This is a genomic window from Moritella sp. 24 (genome assembly GCF_018219155.1).
Classification (GTDB): domain Bacteria; phylum Pseudomonadota; class Gammaproteobacteria; order Enterobacterales; family Moritellaceae; genus Moritella.
In genome coordinates this window covers 270,287-289,648 of record NZ_CP056123.1, presented here as the reverse complement: position 1 = coordinate 289,648, position 19,362 = coordinate 270,287, and the positions used below count along the sequence as shown (strand labels likewise).

Below are 19,362 nucleotides of genomic sequence, written 5' to 3'. Positions count from 1 at the left end.
CTGCTTAAAAACAATATAATTATTGTATTAAATATCCCAGCACTTATATAGAGATACCTTATGAATACAAAACTTGTCGCCACATTATTATTTGCCTCTGTATGTTTGATCTGGGGCACTACCTGGATGGCTATGGAAATGGCTGTACATTCAATTCCACCAATCACAGCTACAGGTCTACGTTTTGCACTAGCAGCGCCACTATTAATTCTAGCCGCTCGCAAATTAAATATTCCGCTGATGTTTCCTAAAGGCAAGAAACTTGAATTTGGGCTAATCAGCGTATTTTATTTTGCTGCTCCATTTACCTTAATGATTTTTGGTGAGCAGTATATTTCATCTGGCTTAGCTTCTATTATCTTCGCCACAATGCCAGTTGTTGTATTAGCGTTCGCGGTATTAGTACATCGTCAAAAAGTACATGCGCACCAATTATTGGGTCTTGCAGTTGCGCTATTTAGCTTAATCACCATTATTAGCAATGAGATGGGTGTGAGCGCAAATGGCAGTCTTATCGGTGTTGGAGCCTTGGTATTAGCGGTATTAATGCACGCGACTATTTATACCAGTGTACAAACTCGCTGTCAGGGTATTCACGTATTAACGTATAACGCATTACCTTGCCTTGTTGCTTCAGTACTCTTACTCGCAGTTGGTGCATTCGTAGAACAACCTGACTTTGCTACATTCACATTAACATCTTGGTTATCGGTTATTTACCTTGGTGCTATCGCTGGTATTGGTGGCATTATGGCTTACTTCCAGCTGAATAAAGTCGCAAGCCCGTTCCAAGCATCAATCTGTTTCTTAGTATTTCCAGTAATCGCTCTTGGTTTAGACAGTGCAATCAACGGCAGAACGATTAGCCACGAATCATTAGTGATGATGCTAATGCTAACAGCGGGTGTTTTATTGTGTAAATTACCGATTCAATTTATCACTAAGTACGTAACTAAAACAGCGGCTAAAGTAGAGAAAACATCATAAAGGTTCATACAAAATAAATTTATACCACCATTTACTAAACCAGTTTATACCTGTGTAAATAGAGAGAAAACTAAAATGAAAAAAGTACTATTATCAATGATGACAGGCTCTGTCATGATGGTTGTTCCATTCGCTAATGCGGATAGTAATTTTACTTATGTTTCCACAGGCTTACAGTTTGGTAAAGCTGATAATGCACTATTTAGAGATAATCAAACGGAAAGCGCACTCGGCGCCTTCTTTGATGCATCATGGAACTTTTATGATAATGTCTTTGCCAGTTATAGTATTAGTTACAGTTCTTTTGATGGTAAAGAATGGTCACACTCTTGGTATAACGGGGGCAACTACGGTTCAGAATCAGGTCAAGATTATTTCTCTACAACAAGACAATATTATTCGTTAAGTTATTTTATTCCGATGAATAAATTTACCCCCTACATATCGTTAGGCTATGTTGATTACAAACTATCAGGTTCAACGTATGAATCATCTGGACAAGCCTCACCTGGAACCATCGATGATTATAGCGATACAGTAGGTGGTGCAGCGGGTGAAATAGGGACCTATTTTCAAGTAACCGCACATTATAAAATGAAATTTTCATATAATTATGCGGCACTAGAAGATGATGGCGCTAAAGTTAATATTAATGAGTTTTATTTTGGTAATGACTATGCGTTTTCTGATAATTGGTCTGCTGTCGCAAATATCAGCTACCGAGATATAGCCACTATCAATACCAATGAAATATCGACACAATTTGGTGTGAAATATAACTTTTAAAATGACCAAGTCCGCATAGTAAAATAGAGGCTGCTTCACTTTATGTGATCGCAGCCTGCCGTATTATTTTAATGCCGTTAATGACCTATCCCAGTCTTTCCAAACGACTTCCAAGCCCATATTCTTAACTAAATCAGCCATCTCAGCAGGTGAACGGTCATCATCAATTTCAAACTGTTCTAACGCCTTGTCAGTATCATCAGAGTAACCACCCGGTTGGGTTTTCGAACCTGCACTAATACTCGTTATGCCCAACGGGATGACATTGTCACGAAAATGCTCAGATTCACGGGTCGATAATGATAATTCGACATCAGGATTAAACAATCGATATGCACAAATCAATTGCACTAACTGGCGATCATTCATAATCGACTTAGGCTGAAACGCACCCTCACACGGTCTTAAGCGCGGAAAAGAAATGGAATACTTTGTTTGCCAATAACGCTTCTGTAAATAATCCAAATGCGCTGCGACATGAAAACAATCAGTGCGCCATTCGTCTAAACCAATTAACGCACCAAGTCCCATTTTATGAATACCCGCTTTGCCTAATCTATCTGGTGTTTCAATCCGATATTTAAAATCAGATTTTTTACCCTTAATATGATGTTCTGCATACGTGCGCGGATTATAAGTTTCTTGATACACTAATACCGAATCAAGACCGAGTTCTTTTAACTCTTCATATTCAATTTGTTCTAATGGCTGCACTTCTAACGACAAGTGAGAAAACTGCGATTTCAATTCATTAAATACTTGGCGAAAATATGGCATGCCCACTTTACGCTCTGACTCACCAGCCACTAATAACAAATGATCAAAACCCATCTGTTTAATGGCTTTCGCTTCACTGTTTAATTGCGTCATATCCAACGTCGTTCGACGGATCTTGTTGTGCATCGAAAAACCGCAATACGTGCAAATGTTAGAACACATGTTCGACAAATATAACGGCACATAAAATTGGATAGTATTACCAAAACGCTGTCGAGTTAACTCAACACTACGCTGTGCCATTTGTTCTAAAAACGGTTCTGCCGCAGGTGAGATCAAGGCTTGAAAATCATCAAGATCGAGCCTTGATTTCGTTAATGCGCGCTCAACATCCACCGCTGTTTTAGCATAAATAGATAAACGGATATCATCCCAATCTAATTTTTGTAATTGCTCATAAAAGCTCATTTCAATACCTTAGGTTGGCGTGATTATAAATCTAAAAATGCAGTCAATGGACTTGAGGCAACAGCCGTTCTTGCCTGAGAACCTAATCCCGCTAAATAAGCCTGACGACCCGCTTGCACGGCTAACGCAAATGCTTTACTCATTGCAACAGGATCTTTAGCTACTGCTATCGCAGTATTAACCAATACGGCATCCGCCCCCATTTCCATGGCTAATGCAGCATGTGATGGCGCACCAATTCCAGCATCAACAATGACCGGCACTGTAGACTGCTCGATAATAATTTCCAAAAACTCTGCAGTACGAATACCTTTATTTGAACCAATAGGCGCTCCTAATGGCATAACAGCGGCAGTACCAACCGCTTCCAAACGCTTACATAATACCGGGTCTGCATGTATGTAAGGTAATACATGGAAACCATCACGAGCCAGTTGCTCTGTGGCTTTTAATGTTTCAATTGGATCTGGTAGTAAGTATTTAGGATCTGGGTGTATTTCCAGTTTGACCCAGTTAGTTTGCAACGCTTCTCGCGCGAGCTGTGCTGCATATACCGCTTCTTTAGCATCACGGGCACCCGATGTATTGGGTAATAAGTTCATGCCAGCTGCAATCAAGGGCTTCAAAATATCATCATCTTGATTAGCTAAATCAATACGTTTTAATGCCATTGTTACAAGTTGTGATTGAGATGCGATCAAGGCCTCAGCCATTATTTTTTGATCACTAAATTTACCCGTGCCAGTAAATAAGCGTGATGAAAATGTTTTATCAGCAATAATAAGTTCATCGCTTGGTAATGATAATGTTGAATTTACGTTGAGTATTGACATTTAACCCCCTGCAATAGCTTGAAATAAGGTAACTTGATCATTTTCTGACAATTGAAAATCATCCCAATTCTTGCGACTAATAATGGCTTGATTAACCGCGATCGCGATACCTTTATCTGGTTGTTCTAATACAGTCAGTAATGACGATACGGTCGTCACTGCTAAGGTTTTAATTTCATCATTAATGATTAATTTCATCTTATATTCCTATCCTCATCGCACAGTTGATTCGGCGATAAGATTATTTAATTCTTATTAATTAGCCGAACACACCGAACACTCAGGATCTTTTATTACCGAGAAATGTTGCCATTGCAGCGTTTTTCCATCAAAGCGCATTAATCGATTAAACGAAGAGACGGGCATCCCAGTTAAGCACTTGATTGCTTCCAACGCTTGTAATGATCCAATGACGCCAACAAGCGGACCAAGTACGCCTGAAGTACCGCAATTGTTCACATCCGTCGTGTCATTAAAAGGATATAAACAGTGGTAACACGCTGAATCGGATTCTTGGGCATTAAACGAGATCAACTGCCCTTCCATCCGAATACCAGCACCGACAATTAGCGGTATTTTATGCATAACGCAGAGCTTATTTATTGTTTGTCTTGTCTGCATGTTATCCGTGCAATCAATGACTAAATCAACTTGTTCAAACACCTCAAGCATTTCGTTATTCGCACTTTCAGGTGTTAACCGCTGCGCGAATGCCGTTACTTCAATATGTGGATTAAGCTGTGCTAACGATGCTTTCGCTGCGCTTACCTTTTCTTGCTTCAGCTGCCGTTGACTGAAAATAATTTGACGTTGTAGATTACTCAACTCAACATGATCATCATCTGCCAGATACAAATGACCAACACCCGCCGACGCTAAATATAGAGCCACGGGTGCACCAAGACCACCAACACCCACTATCAATACCTTGGCATTACGTAATGCTAACTGCCCCTGTTCACCCACATCTTCAAGCAGTAAGTGCGAGCTGTAACGCATGTATTCTTGATCACTTAATTTTTCCATAATCGTCCGCTCATATTAGCTTCCAATACTGACTAAATTCGGTTGCTGTTCGACAATGCTTAACAACTCTGCAATGGCTTTTTTATAGTCATCCGCTCGTGTTATTGCCGTCACAACCGCCACACTACCAACACCAGTCGCTGCAACTTTAGGTGCTCGTTCAATGCTAATACCACCGATAGCCACTAACGGATAGTCTTGCATTAGGTCAGCATAGCGCTGCAAACGAACTAACCCTTGCGGCTTTGATGGCATGTCTTTTGTTACTGTTGGATAGATATGGCCAAGGGCGATATAACTCGGTTTTATTTGATGAGCACGTAAAATTTCATAATAACCATGGGTACTCAGACCTAGTTTTAAGCCCGCTTGTTTAATGGCTACAAAATCTGCAATCAGCATATCTTCTTGCCCAAGGTGAACACCATAAGCACCGTGCTCAATGGCCAGTTGCCAGTAGTCATTGATGAACAGACGGGCTTGATACTGACGGCCTAAAGCGACTGCCGCTTTAACATCTTCAACGACTTCCGCTGGTGTTTTATCCTTGATACGTAATTGCAGGGTTTTTACTCCCTGTTGCAATACTTTTTCTAGCCATTGCACCGTATCAACAACCGGATACAAACCGAGTTGATTAGTATCACAAGGGGCAAAGTCATACGCTAATTGCATTTGTTGTGCGAGGCCAAGTTGATCACCTAGAGGAGTATTCGGTAATACCACCTGCGGGAAATAACAACGATTGCTCGGCCATATTTCAGAAGGTTGATTTAAATAAGCTCTCGCGACAACTAATGCATCATCAATAGGATAATCCTGCGCAACCACAGTAGCCAGTACGGTAGAGAATATCCCTGAATGACTTGCCTTTATAGCTACCGCGCTCGATGACGAAAGTAATACCTCGCGCTGTGCATCAACATAAATATCTAAAACAATGTCCTGCAGCCCATTTTTATTAATATCAAAAACGACAGCTTTAACACAAACACCCTTCACTCCTAAAACAAATAATGAATTCATTACTTGTTTTGTAGTACTAAACAGCTCAGCCGCAGATGATGCCAATGAATATTGTTCTACAATCAATACATCGATAAGTGGCAATAGACGTGCTTTTATCACCTTAACCAACTCAGTATCTGTCGTTATGTCCGTTAAAGAAATTGATAACGGCTCATAAATAATACTCACCGCTGGATGCTGCTGTTTATATTCTTTTAAGAAACTAGCGAGCACCGTAATATGTGAGGCTATCGCTATCTCTCCGATTTTAATTGCCGATGCGACTGGAGCAGCGTGTAATATGGCTAACTCCGCAGCAAATTCTCCATCAGATAATTGAGCTGTAGAGACATGATAGCCACGTCCATCTAGTGCATTAATCGTATTAATATCAACTTGAGTCGTAGCATTATCACGGGCAATAGTGCCCGTGATAGTCCAAATAATGGCTTGAGTCATTAAATAATTATTCCACTTTATCGGTGTTAGGTTCAGGCACACGACCATTAACGGCATCATGTGTGGGTGGCAGGTATAATTCCGCTCCGTGTTTTTTAAATTCTTCTGACATTTGCTGCATGCCCGTTGCTGCATCAACGACAACAACCTCATCAAGTAATTGAATACTGATTTTTTCTTGTTCAGCTGTGTAATCACGAACATCTTGCGAGATCTTCATTGAACAGAATTTCGGTCCGCACATAGAACAAAAATGCGCTACTTTACCGGACTCTTGTGGGATATTTTCATCGTGATAAGCCCGTGCAGTCTCAGGGTCCAGAGCAAGGTTAAATTGATCATTCCAACGGAATTCAAAACGCGCTTTCGACATCGCATTATCACGGATTTGCGAACCCGGGAAACCTTTCGCTAAATCAGCCGCATGTGCAGATATCTTATAGGTGATCATGCCTTGCTTAACGTCTTCTTTATTCGGTAAGCCTAAGTGTTCTTTTGGTGTTACGTAACACAGCATTGCACAACCGTACCAACCGATTTGTGCAGCACCAATACCCGAAGTAAAGTGATCATAGCCCGGTGAAATATCAGTAGTCAGTGGACCTAACGTATAGAAAGGCGCTTCATGACAAATATCGAGCTGCTTTTCAACATTCTCTTTAATCATGTGCATTGGGATATGACCAGGGCCTTCGATAATAACTTGTACATCTTGTTCCCAAGCAACTTTTGTTAACTCGCCTAAAGTTTGTAATTCTGCAAATTGTGCTTCATCGTTTGCATCTGCAGCAGAGCCAGGACGCATGCCATCACCTAAAGACAGTGATACGTCGTAAGCTTTACAAATCACACAAATTTCTTCGAAATGGTCATAAGCAAAATTTTCTTTATGATGTGTTAAGCACCATTTTGCCATGATCGAACCGCCTCGAGACACGATCCCTGTAAGACGTTTTGCCGTCATTGGTACATAACGGAGTAAGACACCCGCATGGATCGTGAAGTAATCAACACCCTGCTCGGCTTGTTCGATCAACGTATCACGGAATACTTCCCAAGTAAGATCCTCAGCGATCCCATTTACCTTCTCTAAGGCTTGATAGATCGGAACTGTGCCGATCGGAACTGGTGAATTACGCAGGATCCACTCACGTGTTTCATGAATATTACGGCCTGTGGATAAGTCCATCACCGTGTCTGCACCCCAGCGCGTAGCCCATACGAGCTTCTCTACCTCTTCTTCGATCGATGATGTCACCGATGAATTACCAATATTGGCATTCACTTTCACTAAAAAATTACGACCGATGATCATCGGCTCAGATTCAGGGTGATTAATATTGGCAGGGATGATCGCGCGACCACGAGCCACTTCATCACGAACAAATTCAGGGGTAATAAGATCCGGAATACTGGCTCCAAAATCGTTACCAGCATGTTGTTTTAATAACAGCTCATTTCGGATCAATTCACGCCCTTGATTTTCACGGATCGCGATGTATTCCATTTCTGGCGTTATGATCCCTTTACGTGCGTAATGCATCTGAGTGACGTTCTGGCCATCGATAGCTTTAAGCGGCTTTGGTAGGTGTTCAAAGCGAATATGGTCGATACCGTCGTCCGCAAGGCGCTGTTGAGCAAAATGCGACGTTACAATCTCTAACGCTTCAATATCGTTACGCTCTTCGATCCATTGTTGTCTTAACTTAGGTAATCCTTGATGAACGTTGATTTCAATTGCCGGATCGGTATAAGGACCCGATGTATCATAAACAGGAATCGATTCATTCTGTTCATAAACAGGTTCGTCTTTACTGCCTGCAACTAGCGTCTCATCAAGATTGATTTTTCGCATCGCGACTTGAATATCTTCACGGCTGCCTGTGAGGTGAATTTTCTCTGAATTAGGAAACGGTTCACAACTGAGGTTGTTAATGAATTCTTGGGCATTTTCACGGTTTTCACGACGTGTCGGCTTTTTCGTATTGTTGGTATTGTTGGTATTGTTGGTTTTATTGGTATTGGTATTGGTATTCGCAGTAGACATAGCACTCATTCCTTTCTAATAAGATGATTGCTTGTCGTTGAGTATGGAGAGTGGTGATTCAGATATATTGATCGTTTACGTCAGGTAAGTAAGCCTATTTATCCTTATGGCTAACTAACGATGACACCAATAATATTCGTATTAATCACTCTTGTTTCCTTACGCAGGTATTAGCCTGATCAGGTTCCACGGATCCCATATTAAAATGGTCTCAGCCCTAAAGCACTCCGACAAGATGTGGCAAATTATAGACTGGTATGGCGTTAAAAAACAAGCAAAAAAAAGGCGCCCTATAAAAGGGCGCCTTTACTATCTAATAACTATAAACAAGTGAATCAGTGGGTCTGTCATCACTTGCATACAACTTTAATTGCCTTCAGCAAATCAATTAAAGGTTATTTAATAGGTTAGCTAAGTTCTGTTCAGCTTCATCAGTTGTGATTTCTGGCATAACTTCTTCTACCTTACCAGCACGCATTTTAGCGCGATCTTGGTGGTAAGAGAAACCAGTACCTGCAGGAATCAGACGACCAACGATAACGTTTTCTTTCAGACCGCGAAGGTCATCAATCTTACCATGAACAGCTGCGTCTGTTAGAACACGAGTTGTTTCTTGGAAAGATGCAGCTGAGATGAATGACTCAGTTGCAAGAGACGCTTTAGTAATACCCATAAGGATATGCTGGAACACGGCTGGTTGCTTGCCTTCAGCTTCTAGCTGACGGTTAGCGATTTTCAGACGTGATACTTCAGCTTGTTCACCTTGTAGGAAGTTACTGTCACCAGCAGAGATAACGTTAGCTTTACGTAGCATTTGACGAACGATAGTTTCAATGTGCTTATCGTTAATCTTAACACCTTGCAGACGGTATACTTCTTGAACTTCGTTTGCGATATAGTTCGCAACATGGCTAATGCCACGTAGACGTAGAATATCGTGAGCTGATTCAGGGCCATCGGCGATAACTTCACCAATTGCAACTTTCTCACCTTCAAACACGTTCAAGTGACGCCATTTAGGGATCATCTCTTCGTAAGCTTCAGCACCATCAGTAGGTGTGATAACTAGACGACGTTTACCTTTAGTTTCTTTACCGAAACTAATAGTACCCGAGATTTCCGCTAAGATAGCAGCATCTTTAGGCTGACGCGCTTCAAACAGATCCGCTACGCGTGGTAGACCACCCGTAATATCACGTGTTTTCGAGCTTTCTTGAGGAATACGCGCTAACGCTTCACCAATAGTAACCAACGCACCATCTTCTAAGTTAACAATTGCGTTTGCAGGTAAGAAGTATTGTGCAACAACTTCTGTACCAGGAATGAATAAATCATTACCTGCTGCATCAACAAGTTTAACCATTGGACGCATATCTTTACCAGCTGCAACACGTGCTGCTGCATCGATAATTACAGTGCTAGATAGACCTGTTAGATCATCAGTTTGCTTAGTAACCGTAATACCTTCAATTAAGTCAACAAACTTAATTTGACCAGCCACCTCTGTGATGATTGGGTGAGTATGCGGGTCCCAGTTAGCAAGGATGCTACCAGACTCGATAGCTGCGCCATCTTTAAAGTCAACAACAGAACCGTAAGGAAGCTTATGGCTTTCTTTAGTACGGCCGTTTTCATCAATAATCGTAATTTCTGATGAACGTGAAGTAATTACCAGTTTGCCTTCTGCGTTCTCAACGAATTTCTCGTTGTGGAACTTAATAGTACCCGTGTTTTTCACTTGGATATTATTTTCTGCAGATGCTCTCGATGCCGCACCACCAATGTGGAATGTACGCATCGTTAACTGTGTACCAGGTTCACCAATTGATTGTGCTGCAACAACACCAACTGCTTCACCTTGGCCAACCATTTCGCCACGTGCTAAGTCACGACCGTAACAGCTTGCACAAACACCGAAGTCATTGTCACAAGTAATTACAGAACGAACTTTCATTTGATCAACTGAGTGCTCTTCTAAGAAATCACAAAGTTTTTCATCTAGTAGCGTGTTACGTGGAAGAATTACTTCGCCCGATACAGGGTTTAGTACATCTTCAGCAACAACACGACCTAGAACACGATCACGTAATGGTTCAACAACATCGCCACCTTCAATATGAGGAGTGATGATTAGACCATTTTCAGTACCACAATCAATCTCGTTAATTACAAGATCTTGTGCAACGTCAACAAGACGACGAGTTAGGTAACCCGAGTTTGCTGTTTTAAGTGCTGTATCGGCTAGACCTTTACGCGCACCATGCGTTGAGATGAAGTACTGAAGTACGTTTAGACCTTCACGGAAGTTAGCCGTAATTGGCGTTTCGATAATCGAACCATCTGGTTTCGCCATCAGACCACGCATACCAGCTAGCTGACGAATCTGTGCCGCACTACCACGTGCACCAGAATCGGCCATCATAAAGATGCTGTTGAAAGATTTCTGTGTTTCAGAATCACCTAACGAGTTAGGTTTAGTTTCTGTAGACAAGTTATCCATCATCGCTTTTGAGATTAGCTCATTCGCACGAGCCCAAATATCAATAACTTTATTGTAACGCTCACCCGCAGTAACAAGACCTGATTGGAATTGCTCTTGGATTTGAGTTACTTCTGTTTCAGCATCTTCAAGTAGCGTTTTCTTCGCTGCAGGAATAACCATGTCATCGATACCAACAGATGCACCAGAAAGCGCAGCGTAGTGGAAACCGGTGTACATTAGTTGATCAGCAAAAACAACTGTATCTTTTAGACCTAATAGACGGTAACAGTCATTTAGTAGCTTAGAAATCTGCTTTTTACCTAACGCTTCGTTAGATACTTTCAGGATCCAGTTAGCTGGATTCGCTTCAAGCTTAGCTTCTTCTTCAGCAGATAATGTTTTAGCCGGATCGATTAGTTCATATGGTAGACCCTTAGGTGCTACTAAAGAAAGAATCGCACGACCAACTGTTGTGTTTTTCAGTTCAGTGCGAACTGTAACTTCACCAGTCTCTTCATTACGAAGATTTTCTGTAATACGTACTTTAACACGAGCATGTAGTTCAACATGGCCACTGCGATATAGCTTTTCAGCTTCTTCAGGGCTGCCTAGTACCATGCCTTCACCCTTAGCAGCAATGCCAGAACGAGTCATGTAGTAAAGACCTAATACAACGTCTTGAGAAGGTACGATAACCGGTTCACCATTCGCTGGTGAAAGGATGTTATTCGTAGACATCATCAGTGTACGCGCTTCCAATTGAGCTTCAATTGTTAACGGTACGTGTACAGCCATCTGATCGCCATCGAAATCGGCGTTGTATGCAGAACATACTAGAGGGTGTAACTGAATCGCTTTACCTTCAATTAGAACAGGTTCGAATGCTTGAATACCAAGTCTGTGAAGAGTTGGTGCACGGTTAAGCATTACTGGATGTTCACGAATCACGCCGTCTAGGATATCCCAAACTTCAGCGCCTTCACGTTCAACCATTTTCTTAGCTGCTTTAATCGTTGTAGCAAAACCAAGTGATTCTAATTTACCGTAGATGAATGGCTTGAATAGCTCAAGTGCCATTTTCTTAGGTAGACCACATTGGTGTAAGCGTAACGTTGGTCCAACTGTAATTACAGAACGACCAGAGTAATCCACACGTTTACCTAGTAGATTCTGACGGAAACGACCTTGTTTACCCTTGATCATATCAGCAAGAGATTTAAGAGGACGTTTGTTAGAACCAGTAATCGCACGACCACGACGACCATTATCTAATAGCGCATCAACAGATTCTTGTAACATACGCTTTTCGTTACGTACGATAATATCTGGAGCAGCTAAGTCTAATAGACGTTTTAGACGGTTGTTACGGTTGATCACACGACGGTAAAGGTCGTTCAGATCAGAAGTCGCAAAACGGCCACCATCTAGTGGTACTAATGGACGAAGATCTGGCGGTAATACCGGTAGAACGTTCATGATCATCCACTCTGGCTTGTTACCAGATACAGCGAATGCTTCCATTAATTTAAGACGTTTAGTGATCTTCTTACGTTTAGTTTCAGAGTTTGTAGTCTCTAATTCTTCACGCATTTCTTCGATGTCTTGGTTTAGGTTAAGATCTTGTAACAAAGAAAGTACAGCTTCTGCACCCATCTTCGCGTCAAATTCATCACCCCATTCTTCTAGGTTGTCAAGATACTGCTCTTCAGTCAGCATCATGCCACGCTCTAGCGAAGTCATACCAGGTTCGATAACAACATATGATTCGAAGTAAAGAATACGTTCGATATCACGTAGCGTCATGTCTAATAATAGACCGATGCGAGACGGTAATGATTTCAAGAACCAAATGTGTGCAACAGGAGACGCTAATTCGATGTGGCCCATACGGTCACGACGAACTTTAGTTTGCGTTACTTCTACGCCACATTTTTCACAGATAACACCACGGTGCTTCAGACGCTTATATTTTCCGCAAAGACATTCGTAATCTTTTACTGGGCCGAAAATACGCGCACAGAATAAACCGTCACGTTCTGGTTTGAAGGTACGGTAGTTGATGGTTTCTGGCTTTTTAACTTCACCAAAAGACCAAGAACGGATCTGTTCCGGAGAAGCTAGACCAATCTTGATACCATCGAACTCTTCGGTCTTACCTTGCTGTTTTAGAAACTTTAATAAGTCTTTCACGTTTTTCTCCACTGGGAGTGAAAACTACGCAGCCTCAACTCACATAATGAGTCGAGGCGCAATGCTAATTCAAAAGTTAGAATAATCTCTTAATAGAGCTTATTTCTTACCTTTGTTTTCATCTAGTTCGATGTTGATACCCAATGAGCGGATCTCTTTCAACAATACGTTGAATGATTCAGGCATACCTGGGTCCATACGATGATCGCCGTCTACGATGTTTTTATACATCTTAGTACGACCGTTCACGTCATCAGACTTAACAGTTAGCATCTCTTGTAGAGTATATGCTGCACCGTATGCTTCCAGAGCCCATACTTCCATCTCACCGAAACGCTGACCACCGAACTGTGCTTTACCACCCAGCGGCTGCTGAGTAACAAGGCTGTAAGAACCGGTAGAACGTGCATGCATCTTGTCATCAACCAAGTGATTCAGTTTCAGCATGTACATGTAACCAACAGTTACAGGGCGTTCGAATGTATCACCAGTACGACCATCGAATAACTCTAATTGACCTGATGCAGGAAGATCAGCCAATACAAGCATTTCTTTGATTTCAGCTTCAGCTGCACCATCAAACGCAGGTGTTGCCATTGGCAGACCTTTACGTAAGTTTTGTGCAAGAACACGAACTTGATCATCAGAGTATGTTGATAAATCAACTTTCTGATGCGAGTTGCCGATGTCGTAAGCTTTTTGAATAAACTCACGGATCTTAGCAAGATCTTGTTGTTCTTTGATCATGTCATCGATTTTATTACCGATACCACGAGCAGCAAGACCCAAGTGAACTTCAAGTACCTGACCGATGTTCATACGCGATGGTACACCCAGCGGGTTAAGTACGATATCAACTGGCTCACCAAACTTATCGTGCGGCATGTCTTCAATAGGAACGATTGTTGAAATCACACCTTTGTTACCATGACGACCGGCCATTTTATCACCCGGTTGGATACGACGTTTAACAGCTAGGTATACTTTAACAATCTTAAGTACACCCGGTGCTAGGTCATCACCTTGAGTAATTTTACGGCGTTTGATATCAAACTTAGAATCAAATTCAGCACGTAGCTCATCATGTTGCTTAGCTAGGCCTTCTAGTTGAGTCTGTTGTTCTTCATCAGAAAGAACGATCTCTAACCATTGCGTGCGAGAAACAGCATTAAGTTGCTCTTCCGTTTTGCCAGCAGCTAGTAATAGAGATTTAACGCGACCGAATAAGCTTTCTTCGAAGATAGATAATTCTTCAGTTAAATCTTTTTTCGCTTCACGCAGTTGCATCTGCTCGATGTCTTGTGCACGTTTATCTTTATCTACGCCATCACGGGTAAATACTTGCACGTCAATTACAGTACCGTAAACAGAGTTAGGTACACGTAAAGAACTGTCTTTTACATCAGATGCTTTTTCACCGAAGATAGCTCGTAGAAGCTTTTCTTCAGGCGTTAATTGTGTTTCACCTTTAGGGGTTACTTTACCTACCAGGATATCACCCGGCTTAACTTCAGCACCAACGTAAACGATACCAGACTCATCTAGCTTAGATAATGCGCTTTCACCCACGTTAGGGATGTCTGCAGTAATCTCTTCGCTACCAAGTTTAGTATCACGAGCAATCGATGATAATTCTTGAATGTGGATAGTCGTTAGACGATCTTCTTTTACAACGCGTTCTGATACAAGGATTGAATCCTCGAAGTTGTAACCATTCCAAGGCATGAATGCAATACGCATGTTTTGGCCAAGTGCTAATTCACCTAGATCCGTTGAAGGACCATCAGCAAGCACGTCGCCTTTAACCACTGCTTCACCAGTTAATACTGTTGGGCGTTGGTTAATACATGTGTTTTGATTCGAACGTGTGTACTTAGTTAGCGTGTAGATATCAATACCCGCTTCACCTGGTACTAGTTCATCTTCGTTAACTTTAACGATGATACGACTTGCATCAGCATAGTCGATTGAACCGCCACGTTTCGCAACAACAGTTACACCAGAATCGATTGCTACCGCGCGTTCAATACCAGTACCTACTAATGGCTTATCAGCATTTAGTGTTGGTACTGCTTGACGTTGCATGTTCGCACCCATCAATGCACGGTTAGCATCATCGTGTTCTAGGAACGGAATTAACGATGCAGCCACAGAAATAATCTGTTGTGGTGATACGTCCATATACTGAATGTTATCAGCAGACATAAAGGTAGTTTCACCTTTATGACGACATGGGATAAATTCGTCTTGAAGTACACCATTTGTATCTACTGTCGCGTTAGCCTGTGCTACTGCATACAGACCTTCTTCGATAGCAGAAAGGTATTGAACGTCATTAGTTACTTGACCGTTGATTACTTTACGGAATGGTGTTTCTAAGAAACCATAATCGTTAGTACGGGCAAATACAGCTAGTGAGTTAATTAGACCAATGTTTGGTCCCTCTGGTGTCTCAATCGGACATAAACGACCGTAGTGAGTTGGATGTACGTCACGTACTTCAAAGCCAGCACGTTCACGTGTTAGACCACCAGGACCTAATGCAGAAATACGACGTTTGTGCGTCACTTCTGACAATGGGTTATTTTGATCCATAAACTGAGACAGTTGTGATGAACCAAAGAATTCTTTAATCGCAGCTGAGATAGGTTTAGCATTGATTAAATCTTGTGGCATTACTGCATCAAGATCACCAAGACTTAGACGCTCACGAACAGCACGTTCTACACGAACTAAACCAACACGGAATTGGTTTTCTGCCATTTCGCCAACTGAACGAATACGACGGTTACCAAGGTGATCGATATCATCAACCTCGCCTTTACCGTTACGGATATCAATCAAAGTTTTCATTACTTCAACGATATCTGATTTGTTCAGGATGCCTGCACCAGTATCTTCTTCACGGCCAATACGGCGGTTGAACTTCATACGACCTACAGTAGATAGGTCATAACGTTCTTCTGCAAAGAATAGGTTTTGGAATAAAGCTTCTGCCGCTTCACGCGTTGGTGGTTCACCAGGACGCATCATACGGTAGATTTCAACTAATGCTTCAAGCTTGTTAGTGCTAGAGTCAACACGTAATGTGTCAGACATGTAGCTACCTTCATCAAGATCGTTCGTATAAAGAACGTCAATTACCTTGATGCCAGCTTGAGACAATTCAGCAACAGCTTCTAGTGTTAGTTCAGCATTCGCTGCAACAATCACTTCGCCTGTTTCTTCATTGATGTAGTCTTTAGAGGCTACTTTACCAGCGATATACTCTAATGGTACTTCGATTTCTTTTACGCCGTCTTTCTCAAATTTCTTGATATGACGAGCAGTAATACGACGGCCATTTTCAACATATGTTTCGCCATTAGCGATGATGTCAAATACAGCAGTTTCGCCACGTAGACGATCTGGCATTAGTTCCATCAACAGCTTGCCATCTTTAACTTCGAAACGAGTTGTATCAAAGAAGATTGCTAAGATTTCTTCTGTCGTGAACTCAAGTGCACGAAGAATAATTGATGATGGTAATTTTCGACGACGGTCAATACGAACGAATAAGCTATCTTTCGGATCGAATTCAAAGTCTAACCATGAACCACGGTAAGGAATAACGCGTGCGTTATATAATACTTTACCTGATGAATGAGTTTTACCTTTGTCATGATCGAAGAAAACACCAGGACTACGGTGTAACTGAGATACGATAACACGTTCAGTACCATTGATAACGAAAGTACCAGTGTCAGTCATTAATGGGATTTCACCCATGTAGACTTCCTGTTCTTTGATATCTTTAATAGTACCTGCAGGTGCATCACGATCGTATAATACAAGGCGTAATTTAACACGTAGCGGTGCAGAATAAGTAACACCACGGATTTGACATTCTTTAACGTCAAATACAGGTTCACCTAGACGGTACGATACATATTGAAGTTCTGAAGTTCCAGAGTAACTTTTAATAGGGAATACGCTACGGAATGCTGCTTCCAGGCCGTATTCGCCTGTGTGATCCATTTCTAAAAACTTTTTAAAAGAGCTAGTTTGAATAGCCAACATTTGCGGCTTAGCCACAACTGGTGCACTTTTACCAAAGTCTTTACGGATACGTTTTTTTTCGGTATTAGAGTAAACCATTTGGTTCCTCAGCTCGCTGATAAGTGACCCACTCTGCCCTGAAAAAGGACAGCTCTAACAACATCATTATATGTTTTTTATCCTGTCTCGACCAAATGAATTGGGCTAAACAGTGCGCAGAATTTTGGTTGAAATGATGTGAAATTTCCAAACATCCTATAGCGCAAAAAGGCCGGCGATTAAAAAATCACCAGCCAATGCCTTATGAGGGCAATAATCTATTTAAGAATAGACTATTTGATCTCAACAGTACAACCAGCTTCTTCTAGAGTAGCTTTAAGTGCTTCTGCTTCAGCTTTTTCTACGCCTTCTTTAAGAGCTACTGGTGCAGATTCAACAACACCTTTAGCTTCTTTAAGACCTAGACCTGTAGCGCCACGAACAGCTTTAATAGCTTTAACTTTGTTTTCGCCGAAAGAAGCAAGAATTACGTCGAATTCTGTTTGCTCTTCAACAGCAGCGCCTTCAGCACCACCAGAAACAACTGCAGCTGCAGCTGATACGCCGAATTTTTCTTCCATTGCTTCGATTAATTCAACAACTTCCATAACAGAAAGTTCAGCAATTGCGTCGATGATTTGGTCTTTAGTGATAGACATGTGTCATTCCTAATATATTAAAATTTATTTTAGACAAAGCGGCTAAATTAAGCAGCTTCTTGCTCTTTTTGATCGCGTAAAGCAGCCAATGTACGTACAAGTTTGCCAGCAGATGCTTCTTTCATAGTCATCATTAACTGAGCAATAGCTTCGTCGTATGTTGGTAGTTTAGCTAGTTTATCAATGTTTTCTGCACCGATAAGTTCGCCTTCAAATGCTAACGCTTTAACTTCGAACGATTCTTCTTGTTTAGCGAAATCTTTTAAAAGACGCGCTGCAGCACCTGGGTGCTCGTTAGAGAATGCGATCAGAGTTGGACCGGTAAATGCTTCGCTAAGACACTGAAAATCAGTACCTTCAACAGCGCGCTTCATAAGAGTGTTACGTACTACACGGATGTAGACGCCATTCTCACGAGCAAGCTTACGAAGACCAGTCATTGCACCTACAGTAACGCCACGTGAATCAGCAACTACTGCAGAAAGCGCAGCCTTGGCAGCTTCGTTGACTTCAGCAACAATTGCTTTTTTGTCGTCGAGACCTAATGCCATGGTCTATACTCCTGGATAAAACCGATAAAATCGGTATTTAAAATTTCCGACAAATACGAAGCTTATCGCTAAGTGCCTGTCGAACCATTACGGCTTGGATTCCAGAAAAAAATAAATTCTTCAGAGGTCCTGCACCATCTACGTAGGAAAGATCAAGTATTAACTAAAATAGCCGATCATTATTAAGTCATTCTTACAGAATAAGAGCAACTCCTACGGTCTTGGACGGAAGTAAATAACTTAAGTATTAAACTCAACTTACTCACTTCAACCCACATTTTTTGTAAATCCGTTAATACTAATAAATTAGAATTAACCAACCTACTAATTTTAAGGAAGCAAATTATACTAAATAAATTGCTTCCTGTAAATTATTTAGTCTCTACAGTTGCAACATCAACAGTTAGACCAGCACCCATCGTAGTAGATAGGCTGATCTTCTTGATGAATTGACCTTTAGCAGAAGCAGGTTTTGACTTGCTTAGTGCTTTAAGTAGAGCTTCAAGGTTTTCCTTGATTTGCGCTGCTTCAAAATCCACTTTACCGATAGTAGTGTGGATGATACCAGCTTTGTCGTTACGGTAACGAACTTGACCAGACTTAGCATTTTTAACTGCAGTCGCAACGTCAGGAGTTACTGTACCAACTTTAGGGTTTGGCATTAAACCACGTGGACCTAGGATTTGACCTAGTTGACCAACTACACGCATAGCGTCTGGAGATGCGATAACAACATCAAAGTTAAGCTCACCGGCTTTAACTTGTGCAGCTAGATCGTCCATACCTACGATGTCAGCGCCAGCAGCTTTAGCAGCTTCAGCGTTAGCACCTTGTGTAAATACTGCAACACGTACTTCACGACCAGTACCGTGTGGTAGCACAGTAGCGCCACGAACGTTTTGGTCAGATTTACGTGAATCAATACCTAGGTTTACAGAAACGTCGATGCTTTCTTTGAATTTAGCAGATGCTAATTCTTTAAGAAGTTCAACAGCTTCGTTGATTTCGTAAGCTTTTGTAGATTCCACTTTTTCGCGGATCGTACGCATACGTTTAGAAAGTTTAGCCATGT

13 protein-coding genes and 1 riboswitch are annotated in these 19,362 nt (G+C 41.5%); of the genes, 2 read left to right on the top strand and 11 right to left on the bottom strand.

Features of this window, described 5'->3' with window-relative positions:
* Positions 1-60: 60 nt before the first annotated feature.
* Together HWV00_RS01340 and HWV00_RS01335 are read left to right on the top strand one after the other, a co-directional pair.
* The gene (locus tag HWV00_RS01340) at positions 61-987 is read left to right on the top strand and encodes a DMT family transporter (RefSeq protein WP_211684367.1); all 927 of its coding nucleotides are present in this window, start codon (positions 61-63) and stop codon (positions 985-987) included.
* A gap of 75 nt (positions 988-1,062) precedes the next feature.
* Positions 1,063-1,773: an outer membrane beta-barrel protein gene (locus HWV00_RS01335; RefSeq protein ID WP_211684366.1), complete on the top strand. Its 711-nt coding sequence runs from the start codon at positions 1,063-1,065 to the stop codon at positions 1,771-1,773.
* Positions 1,774-1,836: 63 nt separating this feature from the next.
* On the opposite strand, the gene thiH is transcribed toward HWV00_RS01335, so the two are convergent.
* From thiH to rplA, 11 genes are all read right to left on the bottom strand, one after another.
* The gene (gene thiH, locus HWV00_RS01330) at positions 1,837-2,958 is read right to left on the bottom strand and encodes a 2-iminoacetate synthase ThiH (protein ID WP_211684365.1); all 1,122 of its coding nucleotides are present in this window, start codon (positions 2,956-2,958) and stop codon (positions 1,837-1,839) included.
* 23 nt (positions 2,959-2,981) lie between these two features.
* Entirely contained in the window at positions 2,982-3,791 is an 810-nt protein-coding gene (locus HWV00_RS01325; protein ID WP_211684364.1) for a thiazole synthase, read from the bottom strand.
* A complete protein-coding gene (gene thiS, locus HWV00_RS01320; RefSeq protein WP_211684363.1) occupies positions 3,792-3,989 on the bottom strand; it encodes a sulfur carrier protein ThiS in 198 nt (65 codons plus the stop codon). It lies immediately after the preceding gene.
* Between the two features lie 57 nt (positions 3,990-4,046).
* Positions 4,047-4,817 carry a HesA/MoeB/ThiF family protein gene (locus HWV00_RS01315; RefSeq protein ID WP_211684362.1) on the bottom strand — a complete coding sequence of 257 codons (771 nt, stop codon included), beginning with the start codon at positions 4,815-4,817 and terminating at the stop codon, positions 4,047-4,049.
* Positions 4,818-4,832: 15 nt separating this feature from the next.
* Positions 4,833-6,284: a thiamine phosphate synthase gene (gene thiE / locus HWV00_RS01310; RefSeq protein WP_211684361.1), complete on the bottom strand. Its 1,452-nt coding sequence runs from the start codon at positions 6,282-6,284 to the stop codon at positions 4,833-4,835.
* Between the two features lie 7 nt (positions 6,285-6,291).
* Entirely contained in the window at positions 6,292-8,331 is a 2,040-nt protein-coding gene (gene thiC, locus HWV00_RS01305; RefSeq protein ID WP_211684360.1) for a phosphomethylpyrimidine synthase ThiC, read from the bottom strand.
* 138 nt (positions 8,332-8,469) lie between these two features.
* A riboswitch (TPP riboswitch) is annotated at positions 8,470-8,571 on the bottom strand.
* Between the two features lie 148 nt (positions 8,572-8,719).
* Positions 8,720-13,003 carry a DNA-directed RNA polymerase subunit beta' gene (gene rpoC / locus HWV00_RS01300; protein WP_211684359.1) on the bottom strand — a complete coding sequence of 1,428 codons (4,284 nt, stop codon included), beginning with the start codon at positions 13,001-13,003 and terminating at the stop codon, positions 8,720-8,722.
* A gap of 99 nt (positions 13,004-13,102) precedes the next feature.
* Positions 13,103-17,140 carry a DNA-directed RNA polymerase subunit beta gene (gene rpoB / locus HWV00_RS01295; RefSeq protein ID WP_211684358.1) on the bottom strand — a complete coding sequence of 1,346 codons (4,038 nt, stop codon included), beginning with the start codon at positions 17,138-17,140 and terminating at the stop codon, positions 13,103-13,105.
* A gap of 233 nt (positions 17,141-17,373) precedes the next feature.
* Positions 17,374-17,739: a 50S ribosomal protein L7/L12 gene (rplL, locus tag HWV00_RS01290; protein WP_211684357.1), complete on the bottom strand. Its 366-nt coding sequence runs from the start codon at positions 17,737-17,739 to the stop codon at positions 17,374-17,376.
* Between the two features lie 47 nt (positions 17,740-17,786).
* Positions 17,787-18,290, bottom strand: a complete 504-nt coding sequence (gene rplJ, locus HWV00_RS01285) for a 50S ribosomal protein L10 (protein ID WP_211684356.1) — start codon at positions 18,288-18,290, stop codon at positions 17,787-17,789.
* Between the two features lie 371 nt (positions 18,291-18,661).
* Positions 18,662-19,360, bottom strand: coding sequence for a 50S ribosomal protein L1 (gene rplA, locus HWV00_RS01280; protein WP_045108699.1), 699 nt, complete (start codon positions 19,358-19,360; stop codon positions 18,662-18,664).
* Positions 19,361-19,362: the final 2 nt, after the last annotated feature.

Excerpts from the sequence above, each read along its gene's own strand:
- thiH (WP_211684365.1), bottom strand. The coding sequence starts at position 2,958 with ATGAGCTTTTATGAGCAATTACAAAAATTAGATTGGGATGATATCCGT.
- thiC (WP_211684360.1), bottom strand. The coding sequence starts at position 8,331 with ATGTCTACTGCGAATACCAATACCAATACCAATAAAACCAACAATACC.
- thiE (WP_211684361.1), bottom strand. The coding sequence starts at position 6,284 with ATGACTCAAGCCATTATTTGGACTATCACGGGCACTATTGCCCGTGAT.
- rplA (WP_045108699.1), bottom strand. The coding sequence starts at position 19,360 with ATGGCTAAACTTTCTAAACGTATGCGTACGATCCGCGAAAAAGTGGAA.
- rpoB (WP_211684358.1), bottom strand. The coding sequence starts at position 17,140 with ATGGTTTACTCTAATACCGAAAAAAAACGTATCCGTAAAGACTTTGGT.
- HWV00_RS01340 (WP_211684367.1), top strand. The coding sequence starts at position 61 with ATGAATACAAAACTTGTCGCCACATTATTATTTGCCTCTGTATGTTTG.
- rplL (WP_211684357.1), bottom strand. The coding sequence starts at position 17,739 with ATGTCTATCACTAAAGACCAAATCATCGACGCAATTGCTGAACTTTCT.
- HWV00_RS01315 (WP_211684362.1), bottom strand. The coding sequence starts at position 4,817 with ATGGAAAAATTAAGTGATCAAGAATACATGCGTTACAGCTCGCACTTA.
- rplJ (WP_211684356.1), bottom strand. The coding sequence starts at position 18,290 with ATGGCATTAGGTCTCGACGACAAAAAAGCAATTGTTGCTGAAGTCAAC.
- thiS (WP_211684363.1), bottom strand. The coding sequence starts at position 3,989 with ATGAAATTAATCATTAATGATGAAATTAAAACCTTAGCAGTGACGACC.
- HWV00_RS01325 (WP_211684364.1), bottom strand. The coding sequence starts at position 3,791 with ATGTCAATACTCAACGTAAATTCAACATTATCATTACCAAGCGATGAA.
- HWV00_RS01335 (WP_211684366.1), top strand. The coding sequence starts at position 1,063 with ATGAAAAAAGTACTATTATCAATGATGACAGGCTCTGTCATGATGGTT.